This is a genomic window from Hyunsoonleella aquatilis (assembly GCF_014270105.1).
Lineage (GTDB): Bacteria > Bacteroidota > Bacteroidia > Flavobacteriales > Flavobacteriaceae > Jejuia > Jejuia aquatilis.
Genome location: NZ_JACNMF010000001.1, coordinates 928,918 through 948,095, shown reverse-complemented (window position 1 = coordinate 948,095; position 19,178 = coordinate 928,918). Strand labels below are relative to the sequence as shown.

Sequence of the window (19,178 nt, the reverse complement as noted above, 5' to 3'; positions counted from 1 at the left end):
AACAAAAAGAAAACTTGAATCTTAAATTCTAAATTTAGACTGAGACTGTAAACTGTGACTGGGACTACTCCACCAGACTCAAGGTCGTCATAATCGGATAATGATCAGAATAATGCTCATCATAGGTTTTAAACCCATTCACCTCAAAACTCTCATCACTCAAAATAAAGTCTATCCGAATGGGAAAGAATTGGAAATGATAGGTGCGCCCAAAACCATTCCCGGCTTCCTTAAAGGTATCATTTAAATTTCCTCTTATTTTTCGATAGACGTAGGAGAATGCGGTATTGTTAAAATCGCCACAGATCACCATTTTGTATTTACACTGTTTTTTGTGCATCAAAAAGAGTTCCGTTTGAAATTGTTGCATTTTAAAGGTGGTGCCTATTCGCTTGAACAGGCGCTCGGAATCCTCTTTTTTTAGATTTTCCACTTTGGTATCAATACGCATAGATTCCAAATGAATGTTATAAACCCTTATTGTGTCTTTTTTATATACAACATCGGCAAAAATGGCGTTGTTTGAGGTACTAGGAAATTCAATGGAGCCAGAATTTATAATAGGAAACTGAGAAAAAATCGCCTGGCCGTATTTGGTTTTCTTTCCTGACAGCTTTTCATATTTGTACTTGTAAAAAGACAGGTCTATATTTTTATGTGGATGATATTCTTGTAAACTCAAAATATGTGGTGCTTCACTTTTTATTAAATCAACCATTTTAGTCTCAATTCCTTTTTCAGGAATCCATTCATACAAATTGAATAGGCGCACATTGTAGTTCATCACCTTAAAATTATTGGGGGAGCTTTCTTTTTTTGAAGCCGAAAATTTATAGAGCGATCCAAATGAAAAATAACCAATGGCCAGTACTACCAGAGACAACATAAATTTTCGTTTCAATGTACCCAACCAATATAAAAAGAACATCACATTTACGATAATGAGGAAAGCAACACCCAAACTTAAAACCGACAATACCGAAAATGTCTTTGGAGGCAAAAAAGGCAACACAAATGACAGCAGAAGAAGCACGGCCACTACCCTGTTAAAGAACCAAAGAATTTTATCAAAAAATTTTAGCTTTCGCATATTGAAGATTGGCTGGTAGACCGAAGTTAATTAAGGATGTTTCCAATTGCAAATTATGCGAACATTATTTACCTGCCCGGAACAAGAAATCCTTTTCCTCTGCGGTAAGGCTGTCATAACCACTTTTACTAATCTTATCCAGTATAACATCAATTTTCTTTTGATTGTTAAACTCATTAAAATCAGCTTTAGTATAACCCCCAACCTTAGATTTATTTTTATGAACCGTTTTTAAAGGGCCTTTCTTTTTAAATTTAAATAACCCAAAAAAGCCATCCATAAACTTCTCAAAGCCCTTTCCAATATCATGGCCTTTCTGTAATTGCTTGGCGTACGCATAGCCCAACACGGCACCACCCAAATGCGCTAAATTGCCTCCCGCGTTTCCACCGGAAAGCCCAATGACATCCAAAATTATAATGGCCAATCCAATGTACCAAAGCTTAATGTTGAATGTAAAAATACGCACCTCTTGGTTTGGCATATAGGCACATAGAAAAATTAGCAACGCCCTAACCGAGGCCGAGGCTCCTACCAGCTGTGAATTCGCACGGCTGTTTGGCAGAAAGTCATAGGCCAGCAAAAATATCAGCCCCCCACAAATGGCTCCCAAAAAGTAAATGTTAAGTGCCATTTTGGGCGAAAACAAATTCAGAAACATACGCCCGATAAAATATAACCATAGCATATTGATTGCAAAATGCCATAATCCATAGTGGGTAAAGGCATAGGTAACAATGCTCCAAGGTTTCAAAATGAAATTACTAAATGTACTAGGTAATTCTAGCCATGATAAACTTGATTCACTGGGCAAACCAAAGATAATCTTCAATAAATACCCCAAAACAAAAATGGCCAGATTGACAACAATCAGCTTTTCTAGCGCATTAAGTCGTTGTAGCTTATCTTTTATATCCTGATTTAAAGTTGCCATTTAATACCAACGGTTTTGGTTAAACTGGTTTTTTTTCCAGTACCATGCAATGATAAGACCTGTTAGTGCACCTCCAACGTGTGCAAAATGAGCCACGCTAACACCAAACATGGAAGTTCCTCCAGTAATTCCAGAGATGATTTCGTAGGCCAATAATAGAGGAATAAAAATCTTGGCCTTAATAGGAATAGGCAGAAATATCAACATTAATTCGCTATTTGGAAAATACATCCCAAATGCTACAAGCAACCCCATCAAACAGCCTGAAGCTCCCAAACCAGACCCAAAAAATATGCGGGCTAATTTGTTTAAATTATCTTCCCCAATGATTCCTTTCCACCTTGTATCAACATTTCCCTCGTTTAAAACAGACAAAATATAATCCTTTTCAAAACCATTTTCCACTAGGGGTGCTATCAAAGAACTAAATCTAAAATAATCAATGACAAAAGGCAAAAAAACCGCACCTAAACCACATGAAAAATAGAAAAACAAAAACTTATTTCTGCCCCATATTTGTTCCAACGGACTACCAAACATCCAAATCCCAAGCATATTGAAAATGATATGAGGAATGAATGTTTGACTGTGCATAAACATATGCGTTATGACTTGCCAAGGCCTAAAATTATCATTCTCATAAAACCAAATGGAAAGACTATCGAAGGCAACGTTTCCAACAATCAAACTACCAACAAACATTATCACATTGATAATCAATAAATGCTTTACTGTATCCGTAATCCTCATCATAACTTAAATAAACCTTTTATCCAACTCGTCGGTACCAATAGTAATAAATGTAACCCTATTAGTAGGCGATACGTTTGGCTCTTTACATGCAAATAGTTTGTTTACAATATGCTCTTGTTCGTCCTTTTTTAACGACTGTCCAGTCTTTATGGCTAAACTTTTCGCCATGGATTTTGCCAATAAGTCCGTGGCACTAAAATTAGCGTCAGGAACTTCATTTTGTACATCGCTGATCAACTGATCTAAAATAATGGAGATCTCGCTTTCTGGCACTGTTACAGGAACTCCCTTTATTTCAATGAAATCCTCCGTCAGGTTTGAAAACACAAATCCCGTATGCTCCAAATCGGCCTTCAACTGCAACAGAATTTCGAGTTCTTGAGATGAAAAACTCAACTCCAAAGGAAACAACAATTGCTGGCTTACCCCCTCTTTCACGGTAATATCACGAAGAAAATCCTCATACAAAATACGCTGGTGCGCACGATGCTGGTCGATCACCAACATTCCAGATTTTAGGGCGCTGATAATATATTTATTGTGAAGCTGATAGGTAGAATTGGCTGTTTCTGCAGTCCCCCTTTCTTCAAACAAAGCCCCAGTGGTTTCTTCACTTTCAAACTGAACTTCTGAAAAATCATTTTGGGAAACCGTGCCCTTGGATTCCAATCCAACGTACAAACTTTCCCAATTTTCTATGGGTTGCTTTGTAAAACTAACAGATCCATTCCCACTTTTTGTGGTTTTGGTATCCGAAAATGGATTGAAGTTTCTATCCACTTCAATTTTAGGCGTTTGCGCCATTTCATTCTTCAAACCATAAGGCGTATCCAAACTTGCATCCCTTTCAAAATCCAAAACAGGCGCAATATTAAATTGCCCCAAACTGTGTTTTACGGACGACCGTAAAATGGCGTACAACGTATGCTCGTCATCAAACTTGATCTCTGTTTTGGTCGGATGTATATTGATATCGATGGACTGCGGGTCAACCGTTAAATTTAAAAAATAACTGGGATGAGTACCATTTTTCAATAAACCCTCGTAAGCCGATAAAATTGCGTGGTTAAGATAGGCGCTTTTTATAAATCGGTTGTTGACAAAAAAGTATTGTTCGCCTCGGGTTTTCTTAGCAAACTCTGGTTTTCCAACAAATCCTGAAATCTTCAATACTTCGGTATCTTCATCCACCGGCACCAATTTTTCATTGGTTTTATTTCCGAAAATGTTCACGATACGCTGCCGATAATTACCTATGGGCAAATTGAAATTTTCACTACCATTATTGAACATCACAAAACGAATCGTAGGATGCGCTAAAGCAACACGATGGAACTCATCATTAATGTGACGTAACTCCACAGCATTCGACTTTAAAAAATTTCGCCTTGCTGGAATATTGAAAAATAGGTTTTTCACAGAAATTGAAGTGCCTTTTGGAGTCACCACCACATCTTGTGAAGCAACTTCGCTACCTTCAATAACGATGGCAGTTCCTACATCGTCGTGTTCCTGTTTGGTTTTGAGTTCCACATGGGCAATGGCGGCTATGCTGGCCAAAGCCTCGCCCCGAAACCCTTTGGTATTCAGGTGAAATAAATCGTCCGCATTACGGATTTTTGAAGTGGCATGACGCTCAAAGCTCAATCTGGCATCAGTAACGCTCATTCCCCTGCCATCATCAATAACTTGGATTAAGGTTTTCCCCGCGTCTTTTACAATCAGTTTGATGGTTTCTGCACCAGCGTCAATCGCATTTTCCAAAAGTTCCTTCACAACCGAAGCCGGACGTTGTACAACTTCACCGGCGGCAATTTGATTCGCTACATGGTCAGGTAAGAGTTGTATAATGTCTGCCATCAATTATTTACGAAAAGAAAATAGATAAATCGAAACCGATTATGAATAAAAAGATAAGAATAAGAATCGCAACAATGATTAAAACCCTACGATTAGCTTCCCTATTTTCGTTGTGTTTATAGTCATTAATGGCATTAATAAATTTACCTTTTAAGCCTTTATTTGAGCCTACAGTTGTCCTGTGCTCATCAAACTTATGCTTGATTTCGAAAGGACTGCCTTCGCCTTTATCGTCGTAGTAGCGAGGCGTATAACTAAATTTCTTGTTCTTTCTTAATTTTAAAAGTCCCATGGTGTCCAAATTTTAATTTACATGTAATTTTTCTCCAATAAGTACATGCAAATCAATAATAGTACCAAAATCAGGATTAATGTCCGAAAGGGCAGAATGCCTCTCATCCTAATTTTGTTGCCACTTTGTTGCCGCCATTTAGACACAAATTCCGTTTCCGTTGTATCCTCCTCCACATTGACATCATCTTGATTTTCCTTTGAAAATCGAGGCTGATAATTAAACCGTTTATGTTTGCGTTGACCGAACAAAATGTACCATTCCTAATCCCTCAAAAATACTCAAAAAACCACAGAAAAACGGGGGTGGATTGCTAAAAAATGTTAACAAAAAGGTGGATGACGGATATTCTAAAGTGTAACTGTATACTGCTAACTGTTTTTGCGAAGTTCGGCCATTTGGATTGCTGCTATGGCCGCTTCGGTACCCTTATTGCCATGCTTTCCGCCGGAACGGTCTTGTGCTTGTTGTATTGTATTGTCAGTAAGTACGCAGAAAATTACAGGGGTTTCGCGCATCACATTTAAGTCTTTTATACCTTGAGATACAGCCTCGCACACAAAATCAAAATGCTTGGTTTCCCCTTGTATCACACTTCCGATGGCAATCACAGCGTTGACCATCTGTTCCTGCATTTTTTTGCAACCGTAAATCAATTCAAAACTCCCAGGAACATTCCAACGAACGATATTCCCAGGCAATACGCCATTCTCAACTAAAGTGCCATAAGCTCCTTGATATAGGGCTTCAGTGATGCTTTCGTTCCACTCTGAAACAACAATCCCAAACCGAAATTTATTCGCGTTTGGGATTGCAGTTTTATCGTAGTCCGATAAATTTTTATTTTCAGTAGCCATCTTATTTGCTAGCTAAAACCTGTGCTTTTCCAATAAACACATCAACCGTTGAAGCTTCGGTTGATTGCGGATAATCCTCTTTAATGCGTTTGAAATAAGTCAATGCTTTATCAGCTTCTCCCAGTTCCAATGCCAAAGCTCCTGCCTTGTACAAATACATTGGTGTGGTGTATCCATTATCGCGAAGTGCAATAGCTTCTTCATAATATTCCAAAGCATCCTCAGGTTGGTTCAACTGTACAAAAGCATCACCAATATTTCCTTTCGCCAATGGCGCCAACACCTCATCGTCACTTTCAAATTCGCTCAAATAAGCTACCGCATTTTTATAATCCTTCAAACGTAAATACGCCGTACCCGCATAGTAACTTGCCAAATTGGCTGCAGGCGTACCGCTGTATTCATCAATGATATCAAGCATTCCAAATTTTCCTTCACCACCATTCAAAGCCAAATTAAAAAGCGAATCCTTTTCAACACCATTAACCGCATCGTTAAAGAATTTTTGAGCTTGGAACATATCATTCATAGCATTCAACTGCTTAGGCTTGGCCACATATTCCTTGTAAGCCAAAGTCCCTAAAACCAAGACCGCCACAATACCGATAATAATAAAAATATACTTTTGGTTTTTGGCTACAAACGCCTCGGTCTTCGAAGCCGTTTCGTCCAACGTGTTAAACACCTCGGCCGTTGTTGACCCTTCTTCTATATTTTGCTCCTTTTCAACTTTGGTTTTGGGCTTGTACCCTCGCTTCTTATAAGTAGCCATCTATTTTTCTGAATAAAATTTACGTGGCGCAAAAATATAATTTTTCTACATAACACATACCAATTAGCTCGTTATTTTTCAATAATTTGCACTTCTTTTGAGTTAAAATTCAAATAACACCTATCAAGTCGCTAACTGCATGATTTTAAAATCGTTGTCCTTAGTCAACTATAAAAATTTTGAGAGCCAGTCTTTTGATTTCAATGAAAAAATAAACTGTTTTGTTGGAAATAACGGGGTTGGCAAAACCAATGTACTGGACGCGATTTACCATTTATCCTTCGGAAAAAGCTACTTTAATCCCGTGGCTTTACAGAATATCAAGCACGATGAAGATTTTTTTATGGTCCACGGCGATTATGAAAAACAGGATAAACCTGAAAAGATTGTGGTGAGCCTGAAACGTGGTCAAAAAAAAGTGATTAAACGCAACGGCAAGGCCTATGAAAAATTTAGTGACCACATTGGTTTTTTGCCTTTGGTGATTATTTCGCCTGCCGACAGGGACTTGATTATTGAAGGTAGCAGTACACGCCGTAAATTTATTGATAGCGTGATTTCGCAAAGCGACAAGGAGTATTTAACTCAACTCATTAACTACAACAAAGTATTAGCACAGCGCAATGCTCTTTTGAAATATTTTGCTTTGAATCATACGTTTAATGGCGATACTTTGGAAGTTTATAATGCGCAATTAACGGAATATGGCACAGTGATTTACGAAAAGCGAGATGCTTTTTTGAAATCGTTTATTCCGATTTTTAAGTCGCGATACGAAACCATTAGCAATGCGAAAGAAAATGTGGATTTGGTATATGAAAGCCATTTATCCGAAAACGATTTACATACTCTTTTGAATGAAAATATAAATAAGGATAGGGCGTTGCAATTTACCAGTGTAGGCATTCACAAAGATGATTTGGTATTTCAAATTGAGGGACATCCCGTGAAAAAATTTGGAAGCCAAGGCCAACAAAAATCATTTTTGATTGCTTTGAAATTGGCACAGTTCGATTTTATAAAAGCCCAAAGTGGTGTAAACCCCATTTTACTATTGGATGACATTTTTGACAAGTTGGACGAGCAACGCGTCACCCAAATCATTAAATTAGTGGACGATGAACATTTTGGGCAACTGTTTATCAGTGACACCCATGCGGAACGGACGGAAAAAGCGGTAAAGCAGGTGCATCAGAGTTATGAGGTTTTTAGGTTGAGGGGTGACGGGTGACGGATCACTGATGATAGAAACACTTTTCAAAAAACAATCATACGATATAAGGCTTTAAAACATACAACTTAACGACGAACAAGAAACCATGCCCAAACGCAACAACGAACATATCAGCATCAAAGACGCCCTAAAGGAGTTTGTAGAAACCAACAAATTGGAAAAAGGGTTGAACAAAGTGAACGCGGCCGAGGCCTGGGCAAAACTAATGGGCAACGGCGTAAACAATTATACCACTTCAGTAAAACTGGAACGGGAGACGCTTTATGTTCAGTTAAGTTCGAGCGTACTTCGAGAGGAACTCAGCTACGGAAAGCAAAAAATTATCAATATGCTAAACGAGGAATTAGGCAAGGATTTGATTAAAAAGTTGGTTTTACGATAATATCTTGTTTTGAATAAATATCCTGAATCAATCCCGTCCCGATAGCTATCGGGAGCTTTCGGGACAAGATGACAGGAAAACGGCTAACTTCACTATTTACGAGCCCTTTAGCCTACATTTTAAGATTTAATAAAAATAAAACGTAAATTATTGATTTTTAAAGTTTTTACACATTACCTTTGTCCGCAGTAATAATTTAATTTTTTTAACATGAGTAAAGGAACAGTTAAATTCTTTAATGATTCAAAAGGATTTGGATTCATTGTCGAAGAAGGTTCGCAAAAAGAACATTTTGTTCACATTTCTGGATTAATCGACGAAGTTCGCGAAGGCGACGAAGTTGAGTTTGATCTTAAGGAAGGTAGAAAAGGTTTAAACGCAGTAAACGTAAAAGTAATCTAATATATATTATTTCACTTTTTTTCTTACAGAAAAGCCCGAGACGATGTCTCGGGCTTTTTTTGTGTAACATATCTTAAATAATACCATCCTTTAACTTGTAAACAAAAAAAATCGATATATGACTTCAACAAAACTTATTTCAATCCTATGTATTGCACAATTTTTTATTTTGACATCCCTAGAAGCTCAAAATTACAACTTAAAAAAACAAGAAATAGAAAAGGCTATTGCTTATCATGATAGTGTTTTCTGGCAGGCATTTAACGACTGTGACTTCGCCGTTTTAAAAAACTATGTGTCTGAAGATTTGGAATTTTATCACGATAAAAATGGAATTTCCAATGGGAAAATGGTTTTTTTAGAAACTCTGAAAAAAAATCTTTGTTCAAAAAAAGATAATTGGAAATTAACAAGAGTTCCCGTTCCAAAGACCATTAAGATTTATCCTTTAGGCAATTATGGTGCAGTAATCTCCGGGGAGCACTCTTTTTATATATCGGAAAATCATAAGCCTAAATACAAAGACGGCAATGCTAAATTTACCCATTTATGGCTGTTACTTGAAAACCAATGGAAAATGACCCGAGTTTTGAGCTATGACCACAAAAGTCCTTCAGAGGATAAAAAGCAAAAGAAAGTTACTCTTACCAAAGAAACTCTTGAAATATATACTGGCGTATACAGTACAGATAAAATGGGGGATATCGTAATTAACAGCACTAGCGATTGCCTTCAACTCAATGCAGGCAATATGAAATTTATGATTTACCCAAAATCTAAAACCACTTTTTTTCACAATAAAAGACCATTAACATTTGAATTTGTAAAAGATGATCATGGCAAGGCTATAAAAATGGTTGTACGAGAAAATGGAGAAATTGTTGAGAAAGCAACGAAAGAACAGTAATGTTAAATAAAAAAAGCCTGTAAACAAATTTTACAGGCTTCTTAATATTTGTCAGAAAGACAGTTTAAAACTGCTCACGTCCGGAAAAATGAAACGCACCTTCAATAGCAGCATTTTCATCACTATCGCTTCCGTGAACAGCATTCTCGCTGATAGAATCTGCATACATTTTTCTTATAGTACCCTCCGCAGCATCCGCAGGATTTGTTGCACCAATTAAAGTTCTAAAATCCTCAACAGCATTGTCTTTTTCCAAAATAGCCGCTACGATTGGGCCACGCGTCATATACTCGACCAATTCACCAAAAAATGGTCGCTCTTCATGTATCGCATAAAATGTCTGAGCATCTGCCTTGGTCATTTGCGTTAATTTCATCGCTACAATTCTAAAACCTGAAGCTGAAATCTTTTCTAATATTGCACCAATATGCCCCTTTTCAACTGCATCTGGCTTAAGCATTGTAAATGTTCTGTTTGTTGCCATTTTTATGTTTTATTTGGCGCAAAAGTAACGTATTTTCATCAAAAACCAAGTTTAAAAAATTGTATCTTCGTTCCCTATGAATAAAGACGATATAGCGCAAATAAGGCAATTGCTAAGTGCCCCAAAAAACATTGTAATTGTTCCCCATAAAAACCCTGATGGCGATGCGATTGGTTCAACTTTGGGTCTTTATCACTACCTAAAAAAGTACGGCCATAACGCTCAAGTCATCACACCAAATGATTATCCTGGATTTTTAAAATGGACACCCGGGGAGGAAACCATCTTAAAATACGATTCGCAGACCAAAATATGCGACAATGTCATTGCCGACGCCCAGATTATCTTCACTTTAGATTTCAATGCATTTCATAGAACCGGAGCGATGGAACCTGGTTTAGAAGCTTCAAAGGCCATCAAGATTTTAATCGACCATCATCAGGAACCAGACGATTATGCGACTTATATGTACAGCGATGTCAGTATGAGTTCAACCTGTGAAATGATATATCATTTTATTGATATGCTTGGCGATACGGACAAAATTGACGAAACGATAGCCACTTGCCTGTACTTGGGTATTATGACGGATTCCGGTTCTTTCCGATTTCCATCAACCACGAGTACCACCCATCGCGTTGTGGCCTCACTTATTGATAAAGGGGCAAACAATTCGGAAATACATAACCTTGTTTTTGACACCAATAGCTACAACAGACTACAATTATTGGGGCGTGCTTTAAGCAACTTAAAAGTGCTTCCAGATTTAAGGACTGCATACATCACCCTGTCTCAAAGTGAATTAAATCGATTTGATTACAAAAAGGGGGACACCGAGGGCGTAGTGAATTACGCCCTTGCTTTGGAAAACATCATATTCGCGGCAATTTTTATTGAAGATAAGCAAGAAGGCATTATAAAAATTTCTTTGCGCTCCAAAGGCGGATTCTCGGTCAACGAATTTTCGCGGGCACATTTTAATGGTGGAGGCCATAATAATGCAGCGGGGGGAAGAAGTGAAAGCTCCTTAAAAGGTACGGTTGAAAAATTTTTAAGTATCTTGCCTGAATATAAATCAGCCCTAAACTATGGATAAAACATTAATTATTATAGGCTTACTTGCTATTTGCTTTTCCTGCAAAACGCCCGAAGCCCGAAGACCTATCTCGGTGAAAAGTGGTTCGTTTATTGATGCCTCTGTTGAACGGAACAAAAAACTCTATGCCAAGGAGCAGGCTTGGATTGAACAGTTGATGGCAAAAAACGACTCTACCAATTATATTGCTTCAGAAAGTGGGTTTTGGTATTATTACAATACAAAAATTACCGAGAGCGATAATTATATGCCAGCATTCGGGGATATCGTGAACTACTCCTATAATTTGAAAGACTTTAATGGCAACTTAATTTATCCCAAGGAAAATTTCCAGAATTTGGAATATGCCATGGACAAACAGGAACTCTTTACCGGTTTGCGCGAAGGTTTGAAACTGATGAAAGCCGGCGAAACCATTACTTTTTTGTTTCCATCGCAAAAAGCTTATGGGTATTATGGAGACGAGAACAAAATCGGCACCAATGTCCCATTAATTGCAGAGGTAACCGTAAATTCCATCACAAAAGTACAGGATAACTAAAATGTCAAGTTTTAATGTTCTAATTAAAGGATTAGCCTTTTTTTTGTTGGTGATCGTGACCAGTTGCAAATCGGAATATCCGGATTTAGAGGATGGCCTGTATTCTGAATTCAATACGAACAAAGGTATCATCGTGGCCAAATTACATTACGACAAAGTGCCCATCACCACAGCCAATTTTGTAGCGCTAGCAGAAGGCACCAATCCTCTTGCTTCCAAACTTTATAAAGAAAAGGCCTTTTATGACGGGACGATATTTCATCGCGTTGTTGAGAATTTTATGATTCAAGGAGGCGACCCACTGGGCAATGGCGAGGGCGATCCTGGATATCGGTTTATGGACGAATTCCATCCCGATTTGAAACATGATAAAAAAGGGATATTGGCCATGGCCAATTCCGGCTATGGCACCAATGGAAGCCAGTTTTATATAACCCACAAGGAAACACCATGGTTGGACGCCTATGGTGAACATGGTAATTTGAGGGATTGTGAAGACCCCCGAAATCATTGTCATACGGTCTTTGGAGAAGTTGTTTTAGGTAAAAATATTATCGATTCCATTATGGCCAATGATACACTTCGTAAATTGAGAATTATTCGAAAAGGTAGAAGGGCCAAAAACTTTGAGGCACCAGAAGTTTTTATAGAGAATTTTTCCAAAGCGGATTTAAAGGAACAAAAACGAAAAGCTAAAATAGCCAAGCTTAAAAATGCTGTGAAACAAAAGCACACTCAGCAAGAAACAGAAGCCATTGTATTGGCTTCGGGCCTTAAGTATTTTATTTCTGAAAAAGGCTCCGGGCCGGAAATTAAGGAGTTCGACAAAGCCATGGTACATTATGCATTGTTTTTCGAAGACGGCACATTACTTAATACCAGCAATCTAAATCTAGCAGAGGCCATGGAAGCGGTAAACCAAAAGAAGAAGGCTTCGAATCGCTATCAGCCAATAAAAGCGGATTTAAGCCCTGACGCCCCCATGATTGCAGGGTTTAAAGAAGGTTTAAAAGAACTACAAGTAGGCGACAAAGCCACATTATTTATCCCCTATCATTTAGGTTATGGCGAGGCCGGAGGCCAAGGTATTCCCCCAAAATCCAACTTGGTTTTTGAAGTTGAGGTTTTGAGTTTGGCTAAATAACTTAGAAAAAAGATAAAAAACATGCTTAAAAGACTCCTCCCCTTTTTTTAAGGGGAGGTGCCGAAGGCGGAGGGGTTTTACAACTAAACATAATTTTAACAGATAAATACCCCCAAAACCTTATATTTACCCCTGTAAAATTTCACTCATGCACGCATTAAAATTTGATTGGAACCCCGTTACGGGGATAGATATTGCCGGAAACTTCAAAATCCATTTTTACAGTCTGATGTGGGTTATTGCCTTTATTTTGGGTTGGTACATTATGAAGCGCATCTACACCAAAGAAAAAATGAATTTGGAGTTATTAGACCCCATGTTCATTTATGTTGTGTTGTCTACCATGTTGGGTGCGCGTTTGGGACATGTGCTGTTTTACCAATCCGAATTGATTTCTCAAGATTTTTTCAGCATATTTCTTCCCTTTAAATTTAAAGGAGGCTTTGAATTCACCGGATTTCAAGGTTTGGCAAGTCACGGTGCTGCTATTGGTGTTATCATCGGAATGTACTTGTATCGCAGAAAATACAAGTACAAATCCCTGCTTTGGATTTTGGACAGACTTGTCATTCCGGTAGCTTCGGGTGCGGTGTTCGTGAGAATCGGAAATTTTATCAATTCTGAGATTATCGGTAAAGCTTCTGGGGATTTTCCTTTGGGCGTTCGATTTATTCAAGATGAATATTACAAAAGTGAAATTGTCAGGCTGACGGGTATCAAGGACGTTCAAAAAGCCTATAATGCCGTTACCGAAAATCCGCAATTTCAAAATCTTTTGGATGCGGTGCCCTATCGCCACCCTTCACAGCTGTACGAATCCATTAGCTACATATTTGTATTTCTGATATTATGGTATTTCTACTCTAAAACATCGAAACGTGACCAAACCGGATTCCTTTTTGGACTGTTTTTGGTACTATTATGGACGGTACGCTTTTTTGTAGAATTTGTCAAAGAAGCACAAGTGGACGAGCGTGCCACTTGGGCATTGAACACTGGCCAATGGCTAAGTATTCCACTAATTTTACTGGGGCTTTATTTTATGTTTGTATACAAACCGAAATCGCCCGTGAGTTAAGATGAGATTCAAATTCGGTATTTCCCTTTTAGTTTTAGCCCTTTTTAGTTTGGGAGCAGTCTCCTGTAAAAAGGAAAACCCAAAGGTGCAACAGACCGAAGTCACTTTTAAAAAAGAAGGTGAGCTCCAAATTTTCAATCCTGAAACGGACTCATTAAAAACAAAATTAGACATCGAAATTGCAGATACCGATTTTGATGTTGAAACTGGATTGATGTACCGCAACAGCATGAAATCCAATCAAGGCATGCTGTTTGTTTTTGAAGATGAACGCGAGCGTTATTTCTACATGAAAAACACCCGTATCCCTTTGGATATCATTTATATAGACGCCAAAAAATCCATTGTGAGCTTTCAAAAAAACGCCAAACCTTTTGATGAAAGTGCTTTGCCCTCAGAGGCTCCCGCCAAATATGTCTTGGAAATCAATGCGGGTTTGGCAGATCAATGGGGGTTAAAGGCTGGGGATTCAATTTTATGGAAATAGTGTTTCATGATAAATACGAAACAGGAACACAAAATTTTTAATTGTTACGAAGAATATCGATGACACAAAACGTATTAGTCTTCAACTTCAATAAAAAAAGTGATATTAGGAACTGGATGATAGTTGACGACCGCGTAATGGGCGGAAAATCCTCTGGCAATTTTGAGTTAACTGATGAGGGCTACGGGAAATTCCGCGGTGAAATTTCACTAGAAAACAATGGTGGTTTTTCTTCTGTGCGTTATTTTACATCTCCAATAGCTATTGTAAATCATTCCGAGATTATATTGAGGATAAAAGGTGATGGCAAACGGTATCAGTTTCGAATAAAAGAAACGACTTCACAACGGCATTCTTACGTCACTTATTTTCAAACCTCAGGTAAATGGGAAACCTTGAGAATCGAATTAAAGGATTTAATTCCAAAATTTAGAGGACGCCAACTGGATATTCCAAATTTTTCATCAGATTTTGTCTCAGAAATAGGTTTTTTATTCGGTAATAAAAAGGTGGAACCATTTCAATTACTGGTCGACAAAATCGAATTACGATAAGGTCAAAAACCTAAAAAATTACCGTAATTTTATGGCTATGAACGACAATACTCCATTAGCTGAACGCTTACGCCCAAAAACACTGGAGGACTATGTGAGTCAGTCCCATTTAGTGGGCAACAACGGGGCATTGACGCAACAATTAAAAAATGGGCTAATCGCTTCCATGATTTTTTGGGGGCCTCCAGGGACGGGAAAAACAACCTTGGCCAATATTATAGCCACGGAATCTGGACGACCGTTTTACACCTTAAGTGCCATCAATTCTGGAGTAAAAGATATTCGGGAAGTTATTGAAAAAGCCAAACAAAGTGGAGGTCTATTTACTACCAAAAACCCGATTTTATTCATCGATGAAATCCATAGATTTAGCAAATCCCAACAGGATTCGTTATTGCAGGGTGTTGAAAAGGGCTGGGTTACATTGATTGGAGCTACTACAGAAAATCCAAGTTTTGAAGTAATTCCAGCATTGTTATCACGTTGCCAGGTTTACATTTTGAATTCGTTTTCCAAAGACGATTTGGAAACACTGCTAACCAGAGCAATAGAAAAGGACGAGTTCATTTCTAAAAAGAAAATTGAACTAAAGGAAACTGATGCGCTACTACGGCTATCCGGAGGCGACGCACGAAAATTGTTGAATATTTTTGAACTGATAGTTACCTCCGAAAACGGAGATAACGTTACCATAACGAATGATACCGTACTTGAAAAAGTCCAAAATAACACAGTGCGTTACGACAAAACCGGGGAACAGCACTACGACATTATTTCGGCATTCATAAAATCCATTCGTGGAAGTGACCCAAACGGTGCGGTGTATTGGTTAGCACGGATGATTGAGGGCGGAGAAGATGTAAAGTTTATCGCTAGGCGACTTTTAATTGCCGCCAGTGAGGACGTTGGGAATGCCAATCCAACGGCATTGGTGATTGCCAATAATACGTTTCAGGCTGTTTCAACCATTGGCTATCCCGAATCGCGAATCCTTTTAAGCCAGTGTGCTACTTATTTGGCTTGTTCTCCAAAAAGTAATGCGGCGTATGCGGCAATAGGAAAAGCCCAACAGCTGGTAAGAGAGACAGGGGACTTAAGCGTACCCTTGGAAATAAGAAATGCCCCGACCAAATTAATGAAGGAATTGGGCTATGGCGACAACTACAAGTATGCCCATAATTATGAAAACAACTTTGCTAATCAAGAATTTCTGCCTGATGATATTAAAGGCACAACACTTTATGAACCTGGAAATAACGCCCGAGAAAATGCCCAACGCGAATTCTTAAAACAACGCTGGAAAGATAAATATGGGTATTGAGGAAGCTGGCAACCTGAATGTGGAAGTAAGAGGTGAGCAACAACTATACCATTAAAATTTGATATTCAATTCCTGTTGCTTTGATGCCCCATTTTCGTAGTATTCCAAAACCCAACCCGTATCCGTCCTGTATATTATACTGCTTTTTCCTTCAACTAAAAACACATTGGATAAACCTGTCTTCTGAATTCTGAAAACCACTTTGGGAGCACTATCAACAAGTTGAAAACCGTTTTCAGTAGCTTGTGCGTATAAGACGTTTGACAAGGCTCTTTCAGTTTTGGGTTCAACATTTTTGGCTTGGAGTACTTCCTGTTTCTGAGGTGTAACCGGCCTTTTGTTCACAACTGCTTTGGGTTGTTTTATTTGTTTAATCTCTTTTTCCTTTTTGAGTGTTTTAATTTCTTCTTTAAGCCTTTGTATTTCGTTGTCAGCCTCATTTTTTTGAGTCTTCGCCACCTGGTGTTCTTTCTTCGGCACGTATTGATAGTTTAATGCCCTCAAATGGTCAAATGTGACACGCATGGCCTCGTTATAGGCCACCTTATATTCCTTTTCCCTACTTTCCCCTAATGGCGAGGCATAAACAGTTTTCCCGTTGCAATCCTTAAGTACTACTCTTAGTTTGGTTTTGAACACTCCGGATTCCTTTTCGACGTTAGACCGCAACCCTAAACAGCTATTAAACAACAAATCCTCAGGATAATCCGTACCCTCCATAACTGTTTTGAACCCATGCTTGTTAAATAAAAATTGCGCCAACTCATTTAAACGATACTGATTTTCTTGCTTTAAAAAATCAAACTTGTTCGGTACAATAACGTATTTGTAATTATTAAGATCACTTTGACTGTAAACATTTAAAAGCGTAAACAATGCGACTATCGCTGTAACTAATTTAGTTTTCATCTAGTTCTTCAAAATTTTTAATTCAACACTATTTTAATTTAATTGGTTTAGGCTGTTTCCTGACTAAGACTATTTGTCTTTTCTACTTCTAAAAATATAATTTAGTCCTAACTGTAAAGATACACTTTGCGCATCATAAACATTTCTGTACTGAACAAAATTATCCGCCATGAGGTACAAATTTATACCGCCAACATGTGCAGAAAGCCCCAATCCCATATTATAAAACGAAAAAGAGTCCACAGTGTAGGTAGCCTTAGCCCTTAAACCGTTAAAAATACGGCGGTAGTAATAGGCCGTCAAAGCTACTTGTGGTCCTTTAGGTCTATTTACAACAAATAGTTGCCCACCAATTGCATTCAGATACTCACCATCCTCGGCATAACAGTCGCAATCCTTTAATTTTTTCTTTCCAAAGGCATAGTTCAAGGAGGCATTAAATTTCATTGGGCGCCAAGTAGTGTATTTTGAAGTTGAAGTGTCCCTAGTAAAGAGCTCCTCAAAATCCTCCTCAACTTCGCTCCAATAGTCATCAGCAGTTTGCGAATCGCCTGTTTCCGGAAAAAGAGGATCTATGCCTTCATAAATCAAATCACCTTTAAAGGCATAATTCTCAACGTCTTTTGAATGCCTAATAAAACCAATATCCAAAATGCTGGCATCGAACGTCCATTGATCGGTCATCTGATAAGTAAATCCCAAATCCAGTCCCAATCCGAGGTTGCCGCCAAATAAAATTCGCTTCCTTAGTGTTTTAATATCCTCACTGGCATCAGAATTATCATCATTTATCAAACTTGCAATGCCCGATGTTCTCGCTTCCAAATCCAAATCAAAGATGTGCTGGTAAAAATTATTCTGGCCCCTAACGGTTAAAAAACTCCCCTCGTTTTTAGTTGAATTCACATTCAAAATACTGTTGTATATCTTGCCACGAATGCCATAAGTAAGCTTTTCATTGACTTTTTTATTATATCCTACATGAAATACAGTAAGTAGCTCAGCATTTACATTTAAATGATCTAAATTGAAAGGCCGACCAATATTGGATTGGTTACCTTCAAGTGCCAAAACCGCATAATCCTTAGGAAAATAGCTAATAAAATCCAATTCTTGGTACAGTCCAAAACTCAAGTATTCATTTTTTTCAAAACTACTTCCAAATGCGAATCCTCCTGAAAACAAATCCAATTGCTGGTTAGCCGTCATAAAATCGTGAGGCTTTGAAGTGTTCACCAAAACGCTCAATTTGGCATTAAAACTTCTTCCGTCATCAGCGAATACATCATAAACCGTAGCTCCTGATGAGCCGGCATTAACATGAAAATGAGATAACATGGGCACTCCAAAATAGCCACTATAATCCACCTTGCCCCCGGGATTCAATAACAACGACTGAGGAATTTCAGAAAAACCATAAAGAATCTGCTTGTTCTGCGAAAAACACAGCCCAACCATTAAAAGCAAAATAAAAGGTACCTTTTTTAAACTCATCCGCCAATCATTAAATAAAAAATTCCTTTTGATTTCAATGCGATGGTTCCTTGCGAATTTTGGTTCAATGGCGGCCCCGTCTGCATTACCAAAGTAAATACCAATTGTCGGGATTGCTTTAAATTTTCGAGAGGCACACCTTCAAAAGTTTCAATATGCTCGGTGATTATTTCAGAATTGTCAGGCGAAGCAGGTGTATCAACAGTAAAAGACTCCAACACTTGCCCATTCTCGTCCAAAAAGTCCAAGCGCAGATCGAATGCTCGATCAATCGAGTTTTTCACTTCAAAAACAAATTCAGTCTTTATCAAATTATCCTGAACAAAACTGTCCCCGAAAATATCAATTCCAACCACATCCTGCACAACATTCTGCAACATACCTCCAGCAAAAAAATCGCCAGCGGCAGCTTCATAAAATATGATACTGGATTCCAAAACTGGTTCTAAAAGTAAATCATCGGCCTGATCAAAATCTATTGGCTTGGTGCATCCAAAGTTTGATAGCAGGACCATTAGAAAAATAAGAGATTTGGATAGATTAAATTTCATAGAGAAAAAACGATTAGAATGGGCTTAAATTGTTGA

General features: G+C 38.1%; 22 protein-coding genes. 11 read left to right on the top strand and 11 right to left on the bottom strand.

Annotation, left to right across the window (positions count from 1 at the left end):
* Positions 1 to 64 precede the first annotated feature (64 nt).
* From H7U19_RS04125 to H7U19_RS04095, 7 genes are all read right to left on the bottom strand, one after another.
* Positions 65 to 1,090 (bottom strand): endonuclease/exonuclease/phosphatase family protein, encoded by a 1,026-nt coding sequence (locus H7U19_RS04125; RefSeq protein WP_186559163.1) that lies wholly within the window; start codon positions 1,088 to 1,090, stop codon positions 65 to 67.
* Positions 1,091 to 1,154: 64 nt separating this feature from the next.
* Entirely contained in the window at positions 1,155 to 2,024 is an 870-nt protein-coding gene (locus H7U19_RS04120) for a rhomboid family protein (RefSeq protein WP_186559161.1), read from the bottom strand.
* Positions 2,025 to 2,777, bottom strand: coding sequence for a rhomboid family intramembrane serine protease (locus H7U19_RS04115; protein WP_186559159.1), 753 nt, complete (start codon positions 2,775 to 2,777; stop codon positions 2,025 to 2,027).
* A gap of 3 nt (positions 2,778 to 2,780) precedes the next feature.
* The gene (mutL, locus tag H7U19_RS04110) at positions 2,781 to 4,637 is read right to left on the bottom strand and encodes a DNA mismatch repair endonuclease MutL (protein WP_186559157.1); all 1,857 of its coding nucleotides are present in this window, start codon (positions 4,635 to 4,637) and stop codon (positions 2,781 to 2,783) included.
* Between the two features lie 7 nt (positions 4,638 to 4,644).
* Positions 4,645 to 4,929: a riboflavin synthase subunit beta gene (locus tag H7U19_RS04105; protein WP_186559149.1), complete on the bottom strand. Its 285-nt coding sequence runs from the start codon at positions 4,927 to 4,929 to the stop codon at positions 4,645 to 4,647.
* A gap of 371 nt (positions 4,930 to 5,300) precedes the next feature.
* Positions 5,301 to 5,786, bottom strand: a complete 486-nt coding sequence (gene ribH, locus H7U19_RS04100) for a 6,7-dimethyl-8-ribityllumazine synthase (RefSeq protein ID WP_186559147.1) — start codon at positions 5,784 to 5,786, stop codon at positions 5,301 to 5,303.
* A 1-nt stretch (position 5,787) separates the two neighbouring features.
* A complete protein-coding gene (locus tag H7U19_RS04095) occupies positions 5,788 to 6,558 on the bottom strand; it encodes a tetratricopeptide repeat protein (RefSeq protein ID WP_186559145.1) in 771 nt (256 codons plus the stop codon).
* 139 nt (positions 6,559 to 6,697) lie between these two features.
* Here H7U19_RS04095 and recF point away from each other — a divergent pair, with 139 nt between their 5' ends.
* The 4 genes from recF to H7U19_RS04075 all read left to right on the top strand — a co-directional run bounded on the left by recF (position 6,698) and on the right by H7U19_RS04075 (position 9,483).
* A complete protein-coding gene (recF, locus tag H7U19_RS04090; RefSeq protein ID WP_186559143.1) occupies positions 6,698 to 7,789 on the top strand; it encodes a DNA replication/repair protein RecF in 1,092 nt (363 codons plus the stop codon).
* 88 nt (positions 7,790 to 7,877) lie between these two features.
* The gene (locus H7U19_RS04085; protein ID WP_186559141.1) at positions 7,878 to 8,174 is read left to right on the top strand and encodes a DciA family protein; all 297 of its coding nucleotides are present in this window, start codon (positions 7,878 to 7,880) and stop codon (positions 8,172 to 8,174) included.
* A gap of 210 nt (positions 8,175 to 8,384) precedes the next feature.
* Positions 8,385 to 8,576, top strand: a complete 192-nt coding sequence (locus H7U19_RS04080) for a cold-shock protein (RefSeq protein WP_186559139.1) — start codon at positions 8,385 to 8,387, stop codon at positions 8,574 to 8,576.
* Positions 8,577 to 8,694: 118 nt separating this feature from the next.
* Entirely contained in the window at positions 8,695 to 9,483 is a 789-nt protein-coding gene (locus H7U19_RS04075; RefSeq protein ID WP_186559137.1) for a nuclear transport factor 2 family protein, read from the top strand.
* Positions 9,484 to 9,547: 64 nt separating this feature from the next.
* Here the strand turns inward: H7U19_RS04075 and H7U19_RS04070 are convergent, their stop codons facing one another.
* Positions 9,548 to 9,967 (bottom strand): nucleoside-diphosphate kinase, encoded by a 420-nt coding sequence (locus tag H7U19_RS04070; protein WP_186559135.1) that lies wholly within the window; start codon positions 9,965 to 9,967, stop codon positions 9,548 to 9,550.
* Between the two features lie 76 nt (positions 9,968 to 10,043).
* On the opposite strand from H7U19_RS04070, the gene H7U19_RS04065 reads away from it, so the two are divergent.
* The 7 genes from H7U19_RS04065 to H7U19_RS04035 all read left to right on the top strand — a co-directional run bounded on the left by H7U19_RS04065 (position 10,044) and on the right by H7U19_RS04035 (position 16,188).
* Positions 10,044 to 11,063: a DHH family phosphoesterase gene (locus tag H7U19_RS04065; protein WP_186559133.1), complete on the top strand. Its 1,020-nt coding sequence runs from the start codon at positions 10,044 to 10,046 to the stop codon at positions 11,061 to 11,063.
* Positions 11,056 to 11,604, top strand: a complete 549-nt coding sequence (gene gldI / locus H7U19_RS04060; RefSeq protein WP_186559131.1) for a gliding motility-associated peptidyl-prolyl isomerase GldI — start codon at positions 11,056 to 11,058, stop codon at positions 11,602 to 11,604. The genes H7U19_RS04065 and gldI overlap by 8 nt, the downstream gene beginning before the upstream one ends.
* Position 11,605: 1 nt before the next feature.
* The gene (locus H7U19_RS04055) at positions 11,606 to 12,748 is read left to right on the top strand and encodes a peptidylprolyl isomerase (RefSeq protein ID WP_186559129.1); all 1,143 of its coding nucleotides are present in this window, start codon (positions 11,606 to 11,608) and stop codon (positions 12,746 to 12,748) included.
* A gap of 148 nt (positions 12,749 to 12,896) precedes the next feature.
* On the top strand, positions 12,897 to 13,826 hold the full coding sequence (gene lgt, locus H7U19_RS04050; RefSeq protein WP_186559127.1) for a prolipoprotein diacylglyceryl transferase: 930 nt from the start codon (positions 12,897 to 12,899) through the stop codon (positions 13,824 to 13,826).
* Between the two features lies 1 nt (position 13,827).
* Positions 13,828 to 14,313, top strand: a complete 486-nt coding sequence (locus H7U19_RS04045) for a DUF192 domain-containing protein (RefSeq protein ID WP_186559125.1) — start codon at positions 13,828 to 13,830, stop codon at positions 14,311 to 14,313.
* Positions 14,314 to 14,354: 41 nt separating this feature from the next.
* Entirely contained in the window at positions 14,355 to 14,867 is a 513-nt protein-coding gene (locus tag H7U19_RS04040; protein WP_246454586.1) for a CIA30 family protein, read from the top strand.
* Positions 14,868 to 14,904: 37 nt separating this feature from the next.
* On the top strand, positions 14,905 to 16,188 hold the full coding sequence (locus H7U19_RS04035) for a replication-associated recombination protein A (protein WP_186559122.1): 1,284 nt from the start codon (positions 14,905 to 14,907) through the stop codon (positions 16,186 to 16,188).
* Between the two features lie 51 nt (positions 16,189 to 16,239).
* On the opposite strand, the gene H7U19_RS04030 is transcribed toward H7U19_RS04035, so the two are convergent.
* From H7U19_RS04030 to H7U19_RS04020, 3 genes are all read right to left on the bottom strand, one after another.
* Positions 16,240 to 17,097, bottom strand: coding sequence for a hypothetical protein (locus H7U19_RS04030; protein ID WP_186559120.1), 858 nt, complete (start codon positions 17,095 to 17,097; stop codon positions 16,240 to 16,242).
* Positions 17,098 to 17,166: 69 nt separating this feature from the next.
* Positions 17,167 to 18,591: a DUF5723 family protein gene (locus H7U19_RS04025; RefSeq protein WP_186559118.1), complete on the bottom strand. Its 1,425-nt coding sequence runs from the start codon at positions 18,589 to 18,591 to the stop codon at positions 17,167 to 17,169.
* The gene (locus H7U19_RS04020) at positions 18,588 to 19,106 is read right to left on the bottom strand and encodes a hypothetical protein (RefSeq protein WP_186559116.1); all 519 of its coding nucleotides are present in this window, start codon (positions 19,104 to 19,106) and stop codon (positions 18,588 to 18,590) included. Before H7U19_RS04020 ends, H7U19_RS04025 begins: the two co-directional genes overlap by 4 nt.
* Positions 19,107 to 19,178: the final 72 nt, after the last annotated feature.

What these genes read in the sequence shown, in the direction of transcription:
- H7U19_RS04105 (WP_186559149.1), bottom strand. Translation starts at nt 4,929, where the DNA reads ATGGGACTTTTAAAATTAAGAAAGAACAAGAAATTTAGTTATACGCCT.
- H7U19_RS04045 (WP_186559125.1), top strand. Translation starts at nt 13,828, where the DNA reads ATGAGATTCAAATTCGGTATTTCCCTTTTAGTTTTAGCCCTTTTTAGT.
- H7U19_RS04125 (WP_186559163.1), bottom strand. Translation starts at nt 1,090, where the DNA reads ATGCGAAAGCTAAAATTTTTTGATAAAATTCTTTGGTTCTTTAACAGG.
- H7U19_RS04075 (WP_186559137.1), top strand. Translation starts at nt 8,695, where the DNA reads ATGACTTCAACAAAACTTATTTCAATCCTATGTATTGCACAATTTTTT.
- H7U19_RS04035 (WP_186559122.1), top strand. Translation starts at nt 14,905, where the DNA reads ATGAACGACAATACTCCATTAGCTGAACGCTTACGCCCAAAAACACTG.
- lgt (WP_186559127.1), top strand. Translation starts at nt 12,897, where the DNA reads ATGCACGCATTAAAATTTGATTGGAACCCCGTTACGGGGATAGATATT.
- mutL (WP_186559157.1), bottom strand. Translation starts at nt 4,637, where the DNA reads ATGGCAGACATTATACAACTCTTACCTGACCATGTAGCGAATCAAATT.
- H7U19_RS04085 (WP_186559141.1), top strand. Translation starts at nt 7,878, where the DNA reads ATGCCCAAACGCAACAACGAACATATCAGCATCAAAGACGCCCTAAAG.
- H7U19_RS04095 (WP_186559145.1), bottom strand. Translation starts at nt 6,558, where the DNA reads ATGGCTACTTATAAGAAGCGAGGGTACAAGCCCAAAACCAAAGTTGAA.
- H7U19_RS04120 (WP_186559161.1), bottom strand. Translation starts at nt 2,024, where the DNA reads ATGGCAACTTTAAATCAGGATATAAAAGATAAGCTACAACGACTTAAT.
- H7U19_RS04065 (WP_186559133.1), top strand. Translation starts at nt 10,044, where the DNA reads ATGAATAAAGACGATATAGCGCAAATAAGGCAATTGCTAAGTGCCCCA.
- H7U19_RS04030 (WP_186559120.1), bottom strand. Translation starts at nt 17,097, where the DNA reads ATGAAAACTAAATTAGTTACAGCGATAGTCGCATTGTTTACGCTTTTA.
- H7U19_RS04020 (WP_186559116.1), bottom strand. Translation starts at nt 19,106, where the DNA reads ATGGTCCTGCTATCAAACTTTGGATGCACCAAGCCAATAGATTTTGAT.
- H7U19_RS04025 (WP_186559118.1), bottom strand. Translation starts at nt 18,591, where the DNA reads ATGAGTTTAAAAAAGGTACCTTTTATTTTGCTTTTAATGGTTGGGCTG.
- H7U19_RS04055 (WP_186559129.1), top strand. Translation starts at nt 11,606, where the DNA reads ATGTCAAGTTTTAATGTTCTAATTAAAGGATTAGCCTTTTTTTTGTTG.
- ribH (WP_186559147.1), bottom strand. Translation starts at nt 5,786, where the DNA reads ATGGCTACTGAAAATAAAAATTTATCGGACTACGATAAAACTGCAATC.
- H7U19_RS04070 (WP_186559135.1), bottom strand. Translation starts at nt 9,967, where the DNA reads ATGGCAACAAACAGAACATTTACAATGCTTAAGCCAGATGCAGTTGAA.
- gldI (WP_186559131.1), top strand. Translation starts at nt 11,056, where the DNA reads ATGGATAAAACATTAATTATTATAGGCTTACTTGCTATTTGCTTTTCC.
- recF (WP_186559143.1), top strand. Translation starts at nt 6,698, where the DNA reads ATGATTTTAAAATCGTTGTCCTTAGTCAACTATAAAAATTTTGAGAGC.
- H7U19_RS04080 (WP_186559139.1), top strand. Translation starts at nt 8,385, where the DNA reads ATGAGTAAAGGAACAGTTAAATTCTTTAATGATTCAAAAGGATTTGGA.
- H7U19_RS04115 (WP_186559159.1), bottom strand. Translation starts at nt 2,777, where the DNA reads ATGATGAGGATTACGGATACAGTAAAGCATTTATTGATTATCAATGTG.